Consider the following 19,229-nt stretch of genomic DNA (forward strand, 5'->3'; position numbering starts at 1 on the left):
ATGACGACGACGGAGGACGCCCCCTGGGTCAATCCGCTTCGTGACAACCGGGACAAGCGTCTCCCGAGGATCGCCGGGCCCTGCAGCCTGGTGATCTTCGGGGTGACGGGCGATCTCGCGCGCAAGAAGCTGATGCCGGCCGTGTACGACCTGGCGAACCGCGGGCTGTTGCCCCCCGGCTTCGCCCTCGTCGGTTTCGCACGACGCGAATGGGAGGACCAGGACTTCTCGACCATCGTCCACGATTCGGTTCGCGAGCATGCTCGCACGCCGTTCCGTGAGAGCGTCTGGGAGCGTCTCGCCGAGGGCATCCGCTTCGTCCAGGGCACCTTCGACGACGCCGACGCCTTCGACCGGTTGGCGACGACGCTCGCCGAACTCGATGTCCAACGCGGAACGGGTGGCAATCACGCGTTCTACCTGTCGATCCCGCCCAGCGCGTTCCCCGTCGTCCTCGAGCAACTCTCCACGTCCGGCCTGGCGACAGGTCAGGTCGTCGAGGGTGGGCCCGACCAGTGGCGACGCGTCGTCATCGAGAAGCCCTTCGGCCACGATCTGCAGAGCGCGAAGGAACTCAACGCCGTCGTCAACCGGGTGTTCCCGGAGGACCGGGTGTTCCGCATCGACCACTACCTGGGCAAGGAGACGGTCCAGAACATCCTGGCGCTGCGCTTCGCGAACCAGTTGTTCGACCCGATCTGGAACGCCCACTACGTGGACCACGTGCAGATCACGATGGCCGAGGACATCGGTCTCGGCGGCCGAGCCGGGTACTACGACGGCATCGGCGCTGCCCGCGACGTCATCCAGAATCACCTGCTGCAGTTGCTCGCCATCACCGCGATGGAAGAGCCCGTCAGCTTCAGCCCCAGCGAGCTGCAGTCCGAGAAGATCAAGGTGTTGTCGGCGACGCGGTTGGCGGAACCGTTCGCGGAAACCGCGGCACGCGGCCAGTACACCAGCGGATGGCAGGGCAGTCAGAAGGTCAAGGGACTCAAGGAAGAAGAAGGCTTCGACGCCGAATCCACGACCGAGACGTACGCAGCCATCACGCTCGAGGTCGACACCCGACGGTGGGGCGGAGTCCCGTTCTACCTGCGTACCGGCAAATCGCTGGGACGACGGGTCACCGAGATCGCGATGATCTTCAAGCGCGCTCCCCATCTACCGTTCGACGCGACCATGACCGAGGAATTGGGTCAGAACGCGCTGGTGATCCGGGTGCAGCCGGACGAGGGCGTGACGCTTCGCTTCGGGTCGAAGGTGCCGGGCTCGAGCATGCAGGTGCGCGACGTCAGCATGGACTTCAGCTACGGGCAGGCATTCACCGAATCCTCCCCCGAGGCGTACGAGCGTCTCATTCTCGACGTCCTGCTCGGTGAACCGTCGCTCTTCCCGGTCAATGCCGAGGTCGAGCTGTCCTGGAAGATCCTCGATCCGATCCTCGAGTACTGGGCGTCGGGCGGCACTGCCGACCCCTACCAGGCCGGGACGTGGGGTCCGGACTCCGCGAACGAGATGATGCAGCGCACCGGACGCGAATGGAGAAGACCGTGATCGTCGACCTTCCGGCCACCAGTACCCGCGCCGTCTCGAAGAAACTCGTCGAACTCCGCGAGTCGGGAGGCGCCGTCACGCTCGGACGCGTTCTCACTCTCGTGGTCGTCATCCGTGACCCGTCCAAGTTCGAAGCGGCGATCGAAGCAGCCAACGAAGCCAGCCGCGAGCATCCGTGCCGCGTGATCGTGTTGGCGCGCGGTGAGCGCAGTGACGAGGACGGTCTCGACGCGCAGATCCGCGTCGGAGGTGACGCGGGTGCCTCCGAGGTGGTCGTGCTGCGTCTGCGCGGCGAGCTGTCCGAACACGAGCAGAGCGTGGTGCTCCCCTTCCTGCTGCCGGACACACCCGTCGTCGCGTGGTGGCCCGGTGGGGCGCCCGAGGTACCCGCCAAGGACCCGGTGGGACGCCTCGCCATCCGACGGATCACCGACGCCACCATGGCCCCCGATCCGCGTGCCGCGATCGCGTCGCGGCTCGAGTCCTACTCCGAGGGCGACTCCGATCTGGCGTGGTCCCGCATCACGTACTGGCGAGCGCTGCTCACCACTGCGCTCGACCAGCAGGCCGAGGCGGTGCGCTCGGTCACGGTCTCGGGACTGCGGGACGAGCCGGCGCTCGACATCCTCGCCGGATGGCTCGCCGGCCGACTGGGCGTTCCCGTGCACCGCAACGTCGGTGATCTGCGCGTCGAGATGGTGCTGGCCGACAGCACCGTGTCCATCAGCCGTCCGCAGACCGGAACCACGGCGACGCTGATCCGTACGGGACAACCCGACACTCTGGTCTCTCTCGCACGACGGGAGACGCGTGACTGCCTGGCGGAAGAGCTGCGGCGACTCGACCGTGACGAGATCTACGAAGAGGCGCTCGCCGGCCTCGCGAAGGTGACCTATGAGTGAGATACACCGCTCCCCGGACACCGCGGCACTCGCACGCGCCGCGGCCGAACGATTCGTGGCCGTCGTCGTCGACGCACAGAAGACTCGCGGCAGTGCGTCCGTGGTGCTGACCGGTGGCGGTACCGGCGTCGCCACGCTGAAGGCCGTCAAAGATCTCGGCGGTGACATCGACTGGTCGGCGGTCGACGTCTTCTTCGGCGACGAACGCTTTCTTCCCGAGGGCGACTCGGAGAGGAACTACGTCCAGGCGAAGAACGCGTTGCTCGATCACGTCGGCGTCGACGAGGCACGCGTGCACGTCATGGCGCCGTCGGACTCCCCGCTGGGTGACGACGTCGACGCGGCCGCCGTGGCCTACCTTCAGGCCGTCGCCGCATTCGGCGGCACCGACGGCCCGGTGTTCGACGTGCACCTCCTGGGCATGGGTCCGGACTCCCACATCAACTCGCTGTTCCCCCACAGCGATGCGGTGCGCGAGGACAGCAGCCTCGTCCTCGCCGTCACCGACTCCCCCAAGCCGCCGCCGGTCCGCATCACTCTCACCCTTCCCGCGGTGAACCGTTCCCGGCACGTGTGGTTCCTGGTGTCGGGTGAGGGGAAGGCCGACGCGGTCGCGGCATGTGTCGGCGGGGCGAATCCGATCGAGCACCCGGCTGCCGGTGCCCACGGCACCGAGTCCACCGTCTGGTTCCTCGACGAGGGGTCCGCCTCCCGTCTGTGACCGTCACGTCGGCGATCGGCCCGGCCACTCGTCGGCCGGGCCATCCTGGCGTATCTGCGTGGGAACCGGCGCGTGGCGACGACGGGGAACTCCGCGCCGCCACGCGGATGCTGATGCGCTGCAACGGTTGTCGCTGAACTGCTTCATGTCGAGGTGCCCTCCCGGCGTCGAATGTGGTCCTGCTCTGTTCGACGCCGGGAGAGCCCCGACGGTTCCCTCTAGCCGCTGTTCCGCAAGGCCGTCGCGAGACCGTTCATCGTCAACAGGATTCCGCGCTTCACCTGTTCGCGGTCGTCGCCGGCACGCAATTGCTTCAGCAGTTCGACCTGCAGGTGATTCAGCGGCTCGAGATACGGGAAGCGGTTGAACACCGACCGGGCGAGAGCCGGGTTGTCGTCCAGCAGACCGTCGTGACCGGTGACCTTCAGGTACATCGACACCGTCTTCGCATGCTCGGTCGAGATCATGTCGAACACGGTCTTGCGGAGCTTCTCGTCCGGGACCAGTTCCGAGTAGCGCGCGGCGAGACCGAGATCGGATTTCGCCATCACCTGCGCCATGTTCGACATCACGGTCCGGAAGAAGGGCCAGCGCCGGTACAGATCGGTCAGCGTCGCCAACCGGTCGTCGTCGCCGCCCACCCAGTCCTCGAAGGCCGTACCGACTCCGTACCAACCCGGAAGCATCACGCGCGACTGGCTCCACGACATGACCCAGGGAATGGCCCGCAGGTCGTAGACGGAGTTGGTCGGCTTCCGCGAGGCGGGTCGGCTACCGATGTTGAGCTCACCGATCTCGGCGACGGGCGTCGACATCCGGAAGTACTCGACGAAGCCGGGAGTCTCGTGCACCAGCGCGCCGTAGGCGGCTTGCGCGCGGGCTGCCAGATCGTCGAGAAGTGCGTAGGCCGGTTCGGCATCGTCGCCCAGTCCCTCGACGTCGAGGAGAGTGCTCTCGATCGTCGCCGCGAGCAGAGTCTCCAGGTTGCGACGTGCGAGGCGCGGCTCCGCGTACTTCGCGGCGATGACCTCACCCTGCTCGGTGATGCGCAGCGACCCGGTGACAGCACCGGTGGGCTGCGCGAGGATCGCGTCGTAACTCGGGCCGCCGCCGCGACCGACGGTGCCACCGCGCCCGTGGAAGAGGCGCAACCGGATCCCGGCGTCCCGAGCGGCCTCGACGAGGTCGAGCTCGGCACGGTAGAGAGCCCAGTTGGCTGCGAGGTACCCGCCGTCCTTGTTCGAATCCGAGTACCCCAACATCACCTCCTGGTTCTCGCCTCGCGATGTGACCAGCGCGCGGTACACCGGAACGGCCAAGGTCGCGGTGAGCGTGGCCGCGCCCTGCTGGAGGTCGTCGATGGTCTCGAACAGCGGCACCACCCCCACCGGGGACGACGGACCTGTTTCCGAGTCGCCGGGATCGAGGATGCCGGCCTCCTTCAGCAGCACCGCGGCCTCGAGCATGTCGCTCACGGACGTGCACATGCTGATGATGTAGTTCGGTACGGCCCCACCGCCGAACGTGCGCACGGCGTCGGCAGCCGAGGCGACGATCGCCAGTTCCTTCGTCGTCTGCTCGCTGAACTCCGCGCGAGGCCCGATCAGCGGGCGCCGAGTCTCGAGCTCCGCGGACAGGATCGCCACGCGCTCGTCCTCGGAGAGCGACGAGTAGTCGGAATGCACACCCGCCCACGCCAGGAGTTCGCCGACGACCTCCTCGTGGATGTCGGAGTTCTGACGCATGTCGAGGCCGGACAGGTGGAACCCGAACGTCTCCAACGCCTGGCGCAGCGTCGCGAGCCGGTCGTCCGCGATGACACCGTTGGCTGTACGACGCAACGAGCGATCCAGCAGGTCGAGGTCGTCGAGCATCTCCTGCGGCGACGAGTACGGCTCCAGCTCGGGAGTGTCGAGGGTGTTGTCGGGCACCACGTCCAGCATCCGGTGCGCCGTCGCCGTCAGACGGCCGCGGATGCCGCGCACCGCGCGTCGGAACGGCTCGTCGGACCGGAACGCCGAGTCGTCCTTCGACGCGTCGGCCAGAGCCTGCAGGTCCGCGTCCACATCGATCAGTCGCGCCGACATCGAGAGCTCGTGCTCCAGGCCGACGAGATCGGCGAGGTACCGGGTGAAGGCGACCTGCGCCGCACGGTTGGTCGCCCGGTGCACGATCTCCCCGGTGACGAAGGGGTTGCCGTCGCGGTCGCCGCCGATCCACGACCCCGGACGCAGCATCGGCTGCGCCAGCAGATCCGCATCGGGCCACCGGCTGCGCAGCGCCGCACGCAGTTCGGTGTTGATACGGGGAATGACGTCGAACAGCGACATGTCGTAGTAGCGCAGGCCGACCTCGATCTCGTCCTGGATACGGAGCCGCGACAAGCGGATCAATGCGGTCTGCCACAGTGCGAGGATCTGCCGCTCGATCTTCGCCTCGGTGTCGGCAACCTCGACGTCGTCCAGTTCCGTGCGCTCACGGAATCGCATCAGATCGGTGATGCGGCTCTGGATCTCGGAGACCGTGCGGCGACGGGTCTCGGTCGGGTGCGCGGTGATGACCGGCGACACCAGCGCGTCGCGCAGCAGGTTCTGCACGGTCTCGGCGTCGAGGTTCGCCGCATCGAGTTTGGCGTAGGTGGAGGCCAGGCTGCTGTCCTGGGGAGGCTCCCCCGCGCGGACGTGCACGGCCCGCCGGCGTTCCCGGTGGATGTCCTCCGCCAGGTTCGCGAGCAGGGAGAAATGACTGAACGCGCGGATCACCGGAATGGCCGACGCGATGTCGATGCCGTCGAAGAGGTCGGTCAACACGCCGCGGTCGATCTCCGACCGCCGGACGCGGAAGGACTCGACGCGGGCCTTCTCCACGAGGTCGAACGTCGACTCACCCTCGTGGTCCCGGATGACGGAACCGAGGATCCCTCCGAGGAGCCGAATGTCCTCTCGCAGAGGTTCGGTGGCGGGCAGACCTGGATCGACGACTGTCATGGGAACAGTATTGTCGGCCTCGCTGTCCGGCGCAGCGCAGGGATGTCAGGCCCGGCGTGTCAGGCGAACTTGATCTCCAGGCCGATGCCGAGGATGCAGATGAGCCACACGACGCCGGTGAACACGGTGACGCGGTCGAGGTTCTTCTCCACGACGCTCGATCCGGACAACGACGACTGGACGCCGCCACCGAAGAGGCTGGACAGGCCGCCACCCTTGCCGCGGTGCAGCAGGATGAAGACGAGCAGGCCGATGCTGGTGATCACCAGCAGGATGTCCAGGAACGTGCGCATGATCGGCAATCCTACAGGTCGGAGCGGGCGGGACGACGAAGGGCACGTCGCGTGCGCGACGTGCCCTTCGATCGGTGATGCGCGGTGTGTCAGGGAAGCGGTCCCCCGGCAGCGATGGCGCACAAGGTGGCGAATTCGTCCGCCTTGAGCGACGCTCCGCCGACGAGTGCCCCGTCGACATCGGTCTGGCCGACGATCTCGCCGACGTTCTTGGAGCTGACCGAACCTCCGTACAGCACGCGAACCTTCGCGGCGGTGTCCACGTCGGCCAGGGAGACCAGCTCTTCTCGGATGGCCCCACAGACTTCCTGGGCGTCCGCAGCACTGGCCACACGCCCGGTCCCGATGGCCCACACGGGTTCGTAGGCGACGACGATCTTGGCGATCTCGTCCGCCCCGAGTCCCGCGAGCGAACCGCGGAGCTGCTCGACGTTGAAGGCCACGTGCTCGCCCGCCTCGCGGACCTCGAGGCCCTCGCCGATGCACACGATCGGGATCAGTCCGTGCTTGAGCGCAGCCTTGGTCTTGGCCAGCACCGTCTCGTTGTCCTCGCCGTGTCCGGCGCGACGCTCGGAGTGACCGACCACGACGTAGGTGCATCCCAGCTTCGCCAGGAACGCGCCGCTGATGTCACCGGTGTACGCGCCGGAGTCCTGCGGCGACAGGTCCTGCGCACCGAAGGTGAGCAGCAGCTTGTCGCCCTCGATCAGCGTCTGGACGCTGCGGATGTCCGTGAACGGCGGGATGACCGCGACGTCGACCTTCTCGAAGTACTTCGCGGGCAGTGAGAACGCGATCTTCTGCACCAGCGCGATGGCTTCGAGATGGTTGAGATTCATCTTCCAGTTGCCGGCGATGAACGGGGTCCGTGCCATGTGTCAGCCCTCCAGGATCGACAGGCCGGGGAGCTGCTTGCCCTCGAGGTACTCGAGGGAGGCACCGCCACCGGTGGAGATGTGGGAGAAGCCGGCATCCGGGAGACCCAGAGTGCGTACGGCCGCGGCGGAGTCGCCACCACCGACGACACTGAACGCGCCCTTCGTGGTCGCCGCGATGATCGCCCGGGCGATACCCTCGGTGCCCTTCGAGAACTTCTCGAACTCGAAGACTCCGGCGGGACCGTTCCAGAAGATGGTCTTGGCGTTACTGAGCACCGCTTCGAACCGATCCACCGAGTCGGGTCCCACGTCCAGACCCATCCAGCCGTCGGGGATCTCCGACGCCTTCACCGTCTTCGACTCCGCGTCGGCGGAGAAGCTGTCGGCGACGACGAAGTCCGTCGGGAGGTGGATGACGTCACCGAAACGCTCGAGCAGGTCCTTGCACGTCTCGATGCGATCTTCCTGCAGCAGGGAGGTTCCGACCGAATATCCCTGTGCCGCAAGGAACGTGAAGGCCATGCCGCCGCCGATGACCAGGGTGTCGACCTTGGGAGCGAGTGCCTCGATGACACCGATCTTGTCGGACACCTTGGAGCCGCCGAGCACGACCGCGTACGGCCGCTCGGGGGTCTCGGTCAGCTTGGTCAGCACGTCGACCTCGGTGGCGGCCAGGTTTCCCGCGTAGTGCGGGAGGAGCGTCGCCACGTCGTACACCGACGCCTGCTTGCGATGCACGACACCGAAGCCGTCGGAGACGAACGCGGCGTCGTCGCCGGCCAGCGTGGCCAGTTCCTTCGCCAACGCCAGCCGCTCGGCATCGTCCTTGCTGGTCTCACGAGGATCGAAGCGGATGTTCTCGAGGAGGAGAACGTCACCGTCGGTCAGACCCTCGGCGCGAGCCTCGGCGTCCTGGCCGACGACGTCACCGGCGAGCTGGACGTGGCGTCCCAGCAGTTCACCCAGCTTGGCGGCCACCGGTGCCAACGAGAACTTGGCGTCCGGAGTGCCGTCGGGCCGACCGAGGTGGGCGGTGACGATGAGCTTGGCACCGGCTTCGAGAAGCGTCTGCAGCGTCGGGAGCGACGCCTCGATGCGACCCGCGTCGGTGATCTGCCCGTTCTCGAGCGGAACGTTGAAGTCTGCCCGCACGAGGACGCCACGTCCGTCGACGCCCTCGTCGATCAGGTCCTGCAGTGTCTTGACAGCCATCGGGTCAGAGCGACTTTCCGACGAGTCCGATGAGGTCGACGAGACGGTTGGAGTAGCCCCACTCGTTGTCGTACCAGGAGACGATCTTGACCTGGTCGTCGATGACCTTGGTCAGGCCCGAGTCGAAGATGGACGAGTGCGGGTCCGTGACGATGTCGGAGGACACGATCGGGTCCGAGGTGTACTTCAGGATGCCCTTCAGCGGACCCTCGGCAGCAGCCTTCATCGCGGCGTTGATCTCTTCGACGGTGGCGGACTTCTTCAGGTTCGCCGTCAGGTCGGTGACCGAGCCGGTGGGGATGGGCACGCGCAGCGCGTAGCCGTCCAGCTTGCCGAGCAGCTGCGGGAGAACCAGGCCGATGGCCTTGGCGGCGCCCGTTCCGGTGGGGACGACGTTCAGGGCTGCGGCGCGGGCGCGACGCAGGTCGCTGTGCGGGCCGTCCTGCAGGTTCTGGTCCTGGGTGTACGCGTGGATCGTGGTCATCAGGCCCTTGACGATGCCGAACTCGTCGTCGAGCACCTTGGCGATGGGGCCGAGGCAGTTCGTGGTGCACGAGGCGTTGGAGATGATGTTCTGGCTGCCGTCGTACTTGTCGTCGTTGACGCCCATGACGATGGTGATGTCCTCGCCCTTGGCGGGCGCGGAGATGATGACCTTCTTGGCGCCGGCGTCGATGTGGCCCTGAGCCTTCGATGCGTCGGTGAAAATGCCGGTGGACTCGACCACGACGTCGACACCCAGATCGCCCCACGGAAGAGCCGACGGGCCCTCACGGAGCGAGAGCGCCTTGATCTTCTGATCGCCGACGACGATGGTGTCCTCGCCCTCCAGCGAGACGTCGTACGGCAGGCGGCCGAGGATGGAGTCGTACTTGAGCAGATGAGCGAGCGTTGCGTTGTCGGTGAGATCGTTCACCGCAACGATCTCGATGTCCGTGGTGCCGAGCGCCTTCTGCGCATCGACCGCCCGGAAGAAGTTACGACCGATACGACCGAAGCCGTTCACGCCAACCCGAACCGTCACTGTTCGCTCCTTAGTGTTGAAACTGGTGTTCCGCGTCGGTGCACGGGTCGTGCACCGTTTCGTCTCCCGCACGTGGTGGTGCGGACGTCTGCGTCACGCGAGCGTGCCGGCCCGGGGGCGGTGCGCTCGATCTGTGACGTGTCCACCCTAATGGTTCGGGGTGGTGCATCTCTCGGTCAGCCGCCTCGTCCCGCTCAGGCGTCGTCGAGCAGGTCCGCGGTCACGGCGGACTCGGTGTCCGGGATGCCCGTGTCCTTCGCCTTGCGATCCGCCATCGACAACAACCGGCGGATCCGACCGGCGACGGCGTCCTTGGTCATCGGCGGGTCGGCGAGCTGCCCCAGTTCCTCGAGCGACGCCTGCCGGTGCTCGACGCGCAGATGACCGGCCGCGGCGAGATGGTCGGGGACGTCTTCCCCGAGGATGGCCAGCGCCCGTTCCACGCGCGCGGCGGCGGCGACGGCGGCCCGCGCGGACCGGCGCAGATTGGCGTCGTCGAAGTTGGCGAGCCTGTTGGCCGTCGCCCGCACCTCGCGGCGCATGCGTCGCTCCTCCCAGGTCAGGCGGGTGTCCTGGGCGCCCATGTGGGTGAGCAGCACGCCGATGGCCTCGCCGTCGCGAACGACGACGCGGTCGGCGCCGCGGACCTCGCGCGCCTTGGCGGCGACACCCAGCCGACGAGCGGCACCGACGAGAGCCAACGCTGCCTCCGGTCCGGGGCAACTGACCTCGAGAGCCGAGGAGCGCCCGGGTTCGGTCAGCGAGCCGTGTGCCAGGAAGGCGCCTCGCCAGGCGGCTTCCGCATCGGCGACCGTGCCGCCGACCACCTGCGCCGGGAGCCCGCGAACGGGACGGCCGCGCATGTCCAGCAGACCCGTCTGACGCGCGAGCGCCTCACCGTCCTTGGCGACGCGCACGATGTAGCGCGTCGATTTCCGCAGTCCGCCCGCGCCGATGGAGTGCACGTCGGCGCTGTACCCGAACAACTCGAAGACCTCGCGCTTGAGGCGCCGGGCGATGGACAGCTGGTCGACCTCCGCCTCCACCACGACGCGCCCGGCCACGATGTGCAGGCCTCCGGCGAAGCGCAGCAACGCGGCGACCTCTGCCTTGCGGCAGCTGACCTGCGTGATCGTGAGCCTGCTGAGTTCGTCCTTGACATCGGCTGTCATGGCCACGATGTCGGTTCCTTCCTGCTGTCACTGCTGGTGTCGCCGTCGGTAGGGCGCGTGTCGTCGACCGCGGACGCGGGACTACCCGCGCCCAGAACGGCGCCGAACACGGCCGCGAGCTTGGCGACGTCGTGTGCGTGTGGTGTCGCCCCCGCGACATCGGCGTAGATCACGTCCGCACCGAAGACTGCGGCGGCCCGTGCCAGATGTTCGCGCTCGGAACCCGGCGGTACCGACGCCGAGTCGACCACCACGTGATGCACCCGAAAACCCGGTGCGTGTTGGGACAGTACGTGGAGATGGCGCTCCGCCGAGAATCCTGTGGTCTCCCCCGGCTCCGGTCCGAGGTTCAGTACCAGCACCTTGCGGGCGTCTGTTCTGCGCAGAGCCGCCGCCAGGTCGGGAACGAGAACGTGGGGCAGAACACTGGAGAACCACGATCCCGGTCCGAGAACGACGAGGTCGGCGCGTTCGATCGCGCGCACCGACTGTTCGGTCGCCGGTGGATCGACGGGCAGCAGACGCACGCGTCGGACCTTGCCGGGCGTGGTGGCCACCGCTACCTGACCTCGGATGACCCGGCTCACTCGCGGATCCGACTCGAGCCCGGAGACGTCGGCCTCGATGTCCAGGGCGATGGGCGACATCGGCAGGACACGTCCGTCGACGTCGAGGAGGTGGGCGACCTCGTCGAGTGCGACCACGGGGTCCTTGACGACCTCCGTCAATCCGGCGAGAAGAAGATTGCCGACGGAGTGCCCGGCGAGAGCGCCGCTTCCGCCGAACCGGTGCTGGAGGACGTCGGCCCACAGCGCGCTGCGGGGATCCGACGCGGCCAGCGCAGCGAGCGCCATCCGGAGGTCACCGGGCGGGATCATCCCGAGCTCGGCCCGCAGGCGCCCGGACGACCCGCCGTCGTCGGCGACGGTCACGACAGCGGTGACGTTCCTCGACAGGGTTCTCACGGCGGACAACGTGGCGTACAGCCCGTGCCCACCTCCCAACGCGACGATGCTCGGGGAGTTCTCGTCGCGTGGTCCGGCCGCACTCACTCGCGACCCAGGTCGCGGTGGACGACGCGCACGCTGGTGTCCGCGTCGTCGCGCAGGCGGTCCGCGAACGCCTCGGCCATCGCGACACTGCGGTGTTTGCCGCCGGTGCACCCGATGGCGATGGTCATGTATCTCTTTCCCTCCCGCCGGTAGCCGGCGAGCGTCATGCCGACCAACCGGTGGTACAGGTCGAGGTACTCCTCGGCGCCCGGTTGCCCGAGGACGTAGTCGCGCACTCCCTCGTCCTTACCGGTGAGCGCCCTCAACTCGGGAATCCAGTGGGGGTTGGGCAGAAACCTCATGTCGCACAACACGTCCGCGTCCAACGGAACGCCGTACTTGAAACCGAAGGACTCGACCGTGACGGCGATGGTGTTCGCCATGTCGGTGCCGAAGCCGGCTGCGATGCGGTCCCGGAGACCGTGCACCGACAGTGACGTCGTGTCGATGACGATGTCGGCCGCTTCCTTGACCGACGCCAAACGCTCGCGCTCGTCCGCGATGCCTTCGGTGAGGGTGCCGTCGAAGCCGTAGTTCTGCAACGGGTGGCTGCGACGCACGGACTCGAACCGTCGGATCAGCACACCGTCGGACGCGTCGAGGAACAGCACGCGAGGTCGCACACCCACCGCCGTCAGATCCGACAGCAGGGTGGCGACATCACCGTTGAACAGGCGGCTGCGGACGTCGACGACCAGGGCGAGGCGCTCGATGCCCGGTGTCGACGTGCGACCGATCTCGATCATCCGTGTGATGAGTTCGGGCGGCATGTTGTCCGCCACGTACCACCCCAGGTCCTCGAGGACCTTGGCCGCCGTTCCCAGTCCCGCGCCGGACAGCCCTGTCACCAGGGCCACGTCGATGTCGGCGAGCGACTCCGGTTCGGCGGTGAACCCCACCTGCTCTCGCTGCATGTTCACTCGCCCGGGTGTCCTGTTCCTCGCTGCGTTGCCGTCACCGTGTCGCGGTACGCCGTCCCGCCGGCCTCGTCGGTCGCTTCATCATTGCCTACTGCGACCGCATCCGCTCCGTTCTCGTTTCCGACAGAACCGACATCGGGAGTCTCCGCGGGCACCCCGAGCGCCTCCAGCACGGCGCGGGCGGTGGTCTCCCCGATGCCCGGCACCTCGACGATCTCCGAGACCTTCGCCTGCTTCAGCTTGGCCACCGAACCGAAGTGCGTGACCAGAGCCGTGCGGCGGGCCTCGCCGAGTCCTCGGACCGAATCCAGAGCCGACGCCGTCATGCGCTTCGAGCGCTTGCTGCGATGGAACGTGATGGCGAACCGGTGGGCCTCGTCCCGGACGCGCTGCAGCAGGAACAGTGACTCGCTGGTCCTGGGAAGGATGACCGGATCAGCTTCGCCCGGCACCCACACCTCTTCGAGGCGCTTCGCGAGACCGACGACCGCGACGTCCGTCACACCGAGTTCGCCCAGCACCTCGGCGGCCGCCGCGACCTGAGGAGCGCCGCCGTCGACGACGAACAGGTTGGGCGGATACGCGAACCGACGGGGACGCCCGGTCTGCGGGTCGAGCGACGCCTCGGGAGCGAGGTCACCGCCGGAGTCCTTGCCGTGCCGCAGGAAGCGACGACGCGTCACCTCCGCGATGCTCGCGACGTCGTCGGAATGACCGTCCCCGGCAGCTTCCTTGATGGAGTAGTGCCGGTAGTCGCTCTTGCGCGGAAGACCGTCCTCGAAGACCACGAGCGACGCGACGACGTCGGTGCCCTGCACGTGCGAGATGTCGATGCACTCGATGCGGAGCGGGGCACTGTCGAGGTCGAGAGCTTCCTGGATGCCTTGCAGTGCCGCCGATCGAGACGTGAAGTCTCCCGCGCGCTTCATCTTGTGTTGCTGCAGAGCCTCGATCGCATTGCGGTGCACGGTCTCCGCGAGCGCACGCTTGTCGCCACGACGCGGCACCCGCAGCTGCACGGCACTGCCGCGCAAGGAGGACAGCCACGCCTGCACCTCGTCGGCGTTCGGCGGCAGCACCGGAACCAGCACCTCACGCGGCACCGCGTTGGTCGCTCCGTCCTCCGTCGACGCCGACAACGATGCCTGCTCGCCGTAGAACTGGGTCAGGAACTGCTCCACGAGAGCCGGAAGGTCCGATGCGGTCGCCTCGTCCGTCGTCGCGTCGGCCTCGTCGTCCACTTCGTCTGCGGCAGGCGCCGCGGCGTCGATGACGTCACCGGCCTTCTCGACCACCCATCCACGCTGACCGCGCACTCGGCCGCCGCGCACGTGGAACACCTGGACGGCCGCCTCGAGCTCGTCGCTCGCGAACGCCACGAGATCCGCGTCGGTGCCGTCTCCCAGAACGACGGCCTGCTTCTCCAAGGCGCGGCGCAGCGCCCCCACGTCGTCGCGCAGGCGTGCGGCGGCCTCGAAGTCGAGGTTTTCCGACGCGGTCTGCATCTTGCCCTCGAGCTCGCGGACCAGCTTGTCCGTCTTGCCCGAGAGGAAGTCGCAGAAGTTCTCGACGGTGGCGCGGTGTTCAGCGGCGGACACACGGCCCATGCACGGTGCGGAACACTTGTCGATGTATCCGAGCAGGCAGGGACGACCGATCTGGTTGTGCCGCTTGAACACTCCGGCCGAGCACGTGCGCGCGGGAAAGACTCTCAGGAGCAGGTCCAGCGTCTCGCGGATGGCCCACGCGTGGGCGTACGGGCCGAAATACCGGACACCCTTGCGACGCGGCCCGCGATAGACGAAGAGCCGCGGGTACTCCTCGTTCAGAGTGACGGCGAGCATCGGGTAGCTCTTGTCGTCCCGGTAGCGGACGTTGAAGCGAGGATCGAACTCCTTGATCCAGTTGTACTCGAGCTGCAGCGCCTCCACCTCGGTGGTGACCACCGTCCACTCGACGCTGGCCGCGGTCGTGACCATCTGCCGCGTACGGGGGTGCAGACCGGCAATGTCCGCGAAGTAGGAGTTGAGACGGCTGCGCAGGCTCTTGGCCTTGCCGACGTAGATCACTCGACCGTGTGGGTCGCGGAATTTGTAGACACCTGGCTCGACCGGAATGGTTCCGGTGGCCGGGCGGTAGGTAGCAGGGTCGGACACACCCCCACGGTAGTCGCCGGGTGTGACACCGTGCCCCGGGGCGACGAGCACCTCGGGCGGCAGCGATCGGTCCGATACCCGGCGGCGCCGGCCTGTTCGCGGTTTCATGGACACGTGACCGGACTTCCTCTGCGCCTCGTCGCCCTGACCGCCGCGACCGTGCTCGTCGCCACCGCGTGCTCGTCCACCACCGACACCGCCCAGGACGCGCCGACGTGTGTCGTCGGCGGCGGGGGAACACCCGTGACGGCAGAGCCGGGAACGGGTGCGGACGGCGCACCGGAGGTCGCGACCGGTTACCGCAGCGGCATGACTGCCGTGAAGACGGCGACGTACGCGGTGTCCACCGCCAATCCCGTCTCCACCGAGGCCGCCTGCGAGGTGCTTCGCGACGGCGGCACGGCAGCCGATGCGCTGGTCGCCGCGCAGACCGTTCTGGGCCTGGTGGAACCGCAGAGCTCCGGCCTCGGCGGCGGCGCGTTCCTGCTGTACTACGACGCGGAGTCGAAGAACCTGCAGGCGTACGACGGCCGCGAGACGGCGCCGGCCTCGGCCACCGAGAACTATCTCCGGTTCGTCGACGACGCGGCCGCCCCCGGAGCCCCGGCGAACCTGTCCGCTCCGCTGCCCGACGCGCGAGGAAGTGGCCGGTCCATCGGCGTGCCCGGTGTGGTGCGCATGCTCGACGACGTTCACCGCGACCACGGCGACAAGGATTGGAAGTCGTTGTTCGATCCTGCGATCACATTGTCCGACAACGGGTTCGAGATCAGTCCGCGGATGGCGTCGTCCATCGCGGACTCCGCGCAGAAACTGGCGCTCGATCCCGCATCGGCGGCGTACTTCCTCGAACCGGACGGCGCACCGAAAGCCGTCGGCACCGTCCTGACGAACCCGGCGATGTCCAAGACGCTCGGTGCGATAGCCACCGACGGCGCCGACGCGTTCTACACCGGCGCCATCGCCCGGTCGATCGTCGACGCGACCGCCGACACCACCGGCGGACGCACGCCCGGTCGGATCACGCTCGACGACCTGGCCTCCTACGAGGCCGAGGAGCGGGATGCGATCTGCACCCCGTACCGCGACAACGACATCTGCGGGATGCCGGGGCCGTCGTCCGGTGGCATCGCGGTCGCGTCGACGATGGGCATCCTCTCGAACTTCGACATGGCGAAATACGCACCCACCACGCTCGATGCCGACGGCGGGGTTCCCACCGCGGAGGGCGTGCACCTGATCGCCGAGGCGGAACGGCTCGCCTACGCCGATCGCGACAAGTACGTGGCCGATCCGGACTACATCCCGCTGCCGGGTGGAAGCCCCGACCGTCTGCTGGACCCCGGCTACCTCGAACAGCGGGCCAAGTCGATCGATCCGGAGCGCAGCATGGGCACCGCTCAGCCGGGAGACTTCGGTCCCGTTCCGCTGAGCAGCTACGCCGGTCCCGAGGCGGGCACGAGTCACATCAGCGTCGCGGACAGCTACGGCAACGTCGCCGCCATGACGACCACCGTCGAATCGGCGTTCGGCTCGTTCCACATGACCGAGGGGTTCGTCCTGAACAATCAGCTGACCGACTTCTCCGCGCAACCCGCGGGACCCGACGAAGTGCCGGTGGCCAACCGAGTCGAACCGGGCAAACGTCCACGGAGTTCGATGGCGCCGACCATCGTCTTCGAGCGTGGCGACGACGGCAGTCGAGGGGACGTCCGTCTCGTCACCGGCTCACCGGGCGGATCGGTGATCATCCAGTTCGTCGTCAAGAACCTCGTGAGCATGCTGGACTGGGGACTCGACCCGCAGCAGGCGGTCTCCGCGCCGAACGTGGGTGCGGCCAACGCCCCGACGACCAACGTCGGCGGCGAGCACCCGAACATCGACGCCGCCGCCGACGGGGCCGCCGATCCCCTGGTCACGCGACTGCGCGCCATGGGCCACCAGGTCTCGGTCGCCGACCAGTCGAGCGGGTCGAGCGCGCTGGTCAGAACCGACGACGGATGGACGGGCGGAGCGGATCCGCGTCGCGAGGGCGTCGTGATGGGTGACGGTGTCGGGTGAGCGCCTGATCGCGCGAACGGCAGGTCAGGAGACGGGCGTCGCGTACTTCTTCTCCAGGGCGCGGAACGTGCGGGCCGCGTGCACCGCGTACTCACGGTCGTTCGCCTGGATCGCCATCACCGGCACGTACTCGTCGTCGGGCAGCTCGACTCGCGCCCATGTCGCGCCGGCCGAGAAGGACAGGCCGCGCACCAGATCCCACGGGATCAACTTCTCGGTGACCAGATTGCGTACCAGCACTCCCTGCGCCCCGACCTTGATGCGAGGGCGCGTGAGCAGCAGAACACCGCCGGCCAGGCCGCATCCGATGGCGATCATCGCGACCTGATCGGCGCGCTGGAAGAACACACCGGTGTTGCCCGTCCTGAGCAGGATGCCGAGCGTCGTATGGATCACGACGAGAAGGACGGCGACCGCGATCGCATACTTGGCGCTCTTGCGCGGGTGCGCTTCGAGTTCCCACTCGTCCGCGGTCGGCGCGGCGGATCCCGACTCGGTCATGCCGATTCACCTCGACGAAGGCTTTCCAGTGTCAACGCCGTGTCCACTGCGGCGGCGACCGCCTGCGCGCCCTTGTCCTCGCGCGAGCCGGGCAGACCCGCGCGGTCGAGTGCCTGCTCCTCGTCGTTGACGGTCAGGACGCCGTTGGTGACCGGCGTGGACTCGTCGAGGGACACGCGCGTCAGGCCCGCGGTGACTGCGTCGCACACGTACTCGAAGTGCGGTGTCCCGCCCCGGATGACGACGCCGAGAGCGACGACGGCGTCGTGGGTGCGCGCCAACTGCTGAGCGACGACGGGAATCTCGATGGCACCCGCCACTCGCACGAGCGTCACGTTCTGCAAGCCCACCTCGTCCGCTTTGCGCAACGCACCGTCGACCAGAGCCGTGCTGACCTTCTCGTGCCACTGCCCGGCCACGATGGCGACCTGGAGCTTCTCCGCGCCCTCGAGCTGGAGCGACGGTTCACCCGCGCCACTCATCAGAGACCTCCCGCGTCGGGAGCCTCGACCGGCGTGTCGTACGCATCGAGCCCGACGAGGTCGTGACCCATCCGGTCGCGCTTGGTCTTGAGGTAGGTCAGGTTCTCGGCGTTCGCCCGCAGCGGCATCGGGACGCGCTCGGTAATGTGGAGGCCGTACCCGTCGAGGCCGACACGCTTGGCCGGGTTGTTGGTCAGCAGCCGCATCGACGAGATGCCGAGATCGACCAGGATCTGGGCGCCGATGCCGTAGTCGCGAGCATCCGCGGGCAGACCCAGCGCGAGGTTGGCGTCGACGGTGTCGGATCCTGCGTCCTGCAGTTGGTAGGCCTGCAACTTGTGCAGCAGTCCGATGCCCCGACCCTCGTGCCCGCGCATGTAGAGCACGACTCCGCGGCCTTCCTGCGCCACCATGTCGAGCGCCGCGTCGAGTTGCGGACCGCAGTCGCATCGCATCGAGCCGAAGACGTCGCCCGTCAGACACTCGGAGTGCACGCGGACCAGCACGTCGCTGCCGTCGCCGTCCGGGCCGGCGATGTCGCCGCGCACCAGCGCGACGTGCTCGACCTCTTCGTAGACGCTCTGGTAGCCGACGGCGCGGAATTCGCCGTGCGAGGTGGGAATCCGAGCCTCGGCGATGCGGACCACGTGCTTCTCGTGCTTGCGGCGCCACGCGATGAGGTCGGCGATCGAGATCAGCGCCAGGTCGTGGTCGTCGGCGAAGACTCGGAGTTCGTCCGTCCGCGCCATCTCGCCTTCGTCCTTCTGACTGACGATCTCGCAGATGACGCCGGCAGGACGGAGATCGGCCATCCGGGCGAGGTCGACTGCGGCCTCGGTGTGACCCGGACGGCGGAGCACTCCGCCCTCCTTCGCGCGCAGCGGCACGACATGTCCGGGCCGGGTGAAGTCGTTCGCCCCGGTCTCGGGGTCGGCCAGCAGCCTCATCGTGGCAGCGCGATCCGACGCGGAGATGCCCGTGCCGATTCCGACGCGTGCGTCAACGGTCACCGTGTACGCGGTTCCGTGCTTGTCCTGGTTCGTCGAATACATCGGAGGTAGACCGAGGCGGTCACAGTCCTCACCGGACAGCGGCACGCAGAGGTATCCCGATGTGTACCGCACCATGAAGGCCACCAACTCGGGTGTTGCCTTCTCTGCGGCGAAGATGAGATCGCCTTCGTTCTCGCGGTCCTCGTCGTCGACGACGACGACGGCCTTGCCGGCGGCGATGTCGGCGACAGCGCGCTCGATGGTGTCGAACCTGGTCACGCCGTGCGCTCCCCACGTCTGCTGTCCGCAGTCTCGGACA

Annotated in this window: 16 protein-coding genes; 4 read left to right on the forward strand and 12 right to left on the reverse strand. The window is 67.9% G+C overall.

Annotated elements, in window-relative coordinates; genetic code table 11:
* Genes zwf through pgl form a run of 3 tightly spaced genes read left to right on the forward strand, consistent with a single transcriptional unit; the run spans position 1 to position 3,180 of the window.
* Entirely contained in the window at positions 1-1,557 is a 1,557-nt protein-coding gene (zwf, locus tag RU01_RS11010; RefSeq protein ID WP_042574598.1) for a glucose-6-phosphate dehydrogenase, read from the forward strand.
* On the forward strand, positions 1,554-2,459 hold the full coding sequence (gene opcA / locus RU01_RS11015; protein ID WP_197074745.1) for a glucose-6-phosphate dehydrogenase assembly protein OpcA: 906 nt from the start codon (positions 1,554-1,556) through the stop codon (positions 2,457-2,459). Before zwf ends, opcA begins: the two co-directional genes overlap by 4 nt.
* Complete coding sequence (pgl, locus tag RU01_RS11020; protein WP_042574600.1) at positions 2,452-3,180, forward strand: 6-phosphogluconolactonase; 729 nt, start codon at positions 2,452-2,454, stop codon at positions 3,178-3,180. The genes opcA and pgl overlap by 8 nt, the downstream gene beginning before the upstream one ends.
* A 218-nt stretch (positions 3,181-3,398) precedes the next feature.
* Here pgl and ppc read toward each other — a convergent pair whose 3' ends face one another.
* The 9 genes from ppc to uvrC form a co-directional block, all read right to left on the reverse strand.
* On the reverse strand, positions 3,399-6,167 hold the full coding sequence (gene ppc / locus RU01_RS11025; RefSeq protein ID WP_042574601.1) for a phosphoenolpyruvate carboxylase: 2,769 nt from the start codon (positions 6,165-6,167) through the stop codon (positions 3,399-3,401).
* A 59-nt stretch (positions 6,168-6,226) separates the two neighbouring features.
* Positions 6,227-6,460, reverse strand: a complete 234-nt coding sequence (secG, locus tag RU01_RS11030) for a preprotein translocase subunit SecG (protein ID WP_042574602.1) — start codon at positions 6,458-6,460, stop codon at positions 6,227-6,229.
* A gap of 89 nt (positions 6,461-6,549) precedes the next feature.
* Positions 6,550-7,335, reverse strand: a complete 786-nt coding sequence (gene tpiA / locus RU01_RS23370) for a triose-phosphate isomerase (protein WP_042574603.1) — start codon at positions 7,333-7,335, stop codon at positions 6,550-6,552.
* 3 nt (positions 7,336-7,338) lie between these two features.
* Positions 7,339-8,550: a phosphoglycerate kinase gene (locus tag RU01_RS23375; RefSeq protein ID WP_042574604.1), complete on the reverse strand. Its 1,212-nt coding sequence runs from the start codon at positions 8,548-8,550 to the stop codon at positions 7,339-7,341.
* A 4-nt stretch (positions 8,551-8,554) separates the two neighbouring features.
* A complete protein-coding gene (gap, locus tag RU01_RS11045) occupies positions 8,555-9,574 on the reverse strand; it encodes a type I glyceraldehyde-3-phosphate dehydrogenase (protein ID WP_042574605.1) in 1,020 nt (339 codons plus the stop codon).
* A 194-nt stretch (positions 9,575-9,768) separates the two neighbouring features.
* Positions 9,769-10,752, reverse strand: a complete 984-nt coding sequence (whiA, locus tag RU01_RS11050) for a DNA-binding protein WhiA (protein WP_042574606.1) — start codon at positions 10,750-10,752, stop codon at positions 9,769-9,771.
* Positions 10,743-11,798, reverse strand: a complete 1,056-nt coding sequence (locus tag RU01_RS11055) for a gluconeogenesis factor YvcK family protein (RefSeq protein WP_042574607.1) — start codon at positions 11,796-11,798, stop codon at positions 10,743-10,745. The genes whiA and RU01_RS11055 overlap by 10 nt, the downstream gene beginning before the upstream one ends.
* Entirely contained in the window at positions 11,795-12,712 is a 918-nt protein-coding gene (rapZ, locus tag RU01_RS11060) for an RNase adapter RapZ (protein ID WP_042574643.1), read from the reverse strand. Before rapZ ends, RU01_RS11055 begins: the two co-directional genes overlap by 4 nt.
* Positions 12,713-12,714: 2 nt before the next feature.
* Positions 12,715-14,874 carry an excinuclease ABC subunit UvrC gene (gene uvrC / locus RU01_RS11065; protein WP_042574644.1) on the reverse strand — a complete coding sequence of 720 codons (2,160 nt, stop codon included), beginning with the start codon at positions 14,872-14,874 and terminating at the stop codon, positions 12,715-12,717.
* Between the two features lie 114 nt (positions 14,875-14,988).
* Between uvrC and ggt the strand changes: the two genes are divergently transcribed.
* A complete protein-coding gene (ggt, locus tag RU01_RS11070; RefSeq protein ID WP_042574608.1) occupies positions 14,989-16,935 on the forward strand; it encodes a gamma-glutamyltransferase in 1,947 nt (648 codons plus the stop codon).
* A 24-nt stretch (positions 16,936-16,959) separates the two neighbouring features.
* Here ggt and RU01_RS11075 read toward each other — a convergent pair whose 3' ends face one another.
* The 3 genes from RU01_RS11075 to RU01_RS11085 are packed head-to-tail and all read right to left on the reverse strand — an operon-like array spanning position 16,960 to position 19,189.
* The gene (locus RU01_RS11075; RefSeq protein ID WP_042574609.1) at positions 16,960-17,436 is read right to left on the reverse strand and encodes a PH domain-containing protein; all 477 of its coding nucleotides are present in this window, start codon (positions 17,434-17,436) and stop codon (positions 16,960-16,962) included.
* Positions 17,433-17,918 carry a 6,7-dimethyl-8-ribityllumazine synthase gene (ribH, locus tag RU01_RS11080; protein WP_042574610.1) on the reverse strand — a complete coding sequence of 162 codons (486 nt, stop codon included), beginning with the start codon at positions 17,916-17,918 and terminating at the stop codon, positions 17,433-17,435. The genes RU01_RS11075 and ribH overlap by 4 nt, the downstream gene beginning before the upstream one ends.
* On the reverse strand, positions 17,918-19,189 hold the full coding sequence (locus tag RU01_RS11085) for a bifunctional 3,4-dihydroxy-2-butanone-4-phosphate synthase/GTP cyclohydrolase II (RefSeq protein ID WP_042574611.1): 1,272 nt from the start codon (positions 19,187-19,189) through the stop codon (positions 17,918-17,920). The genes ribH and RU01_RS11085 overlap by 1 nt, the downstream gene beginning before the upstream one ends.
* Positions 19,190-19,229: the final 40 nt, after the last annotated feature.

The sequence above is a fragment of the Rhodococcus sp. MEB064 genome (assembly GCF_000834565.1).
Taxonomy (GTDB): Bacteria; Actinomycetota; Actinomycetes; order Mycobacteriales; family Mycobacteriaceae; genus Rhodococcoides.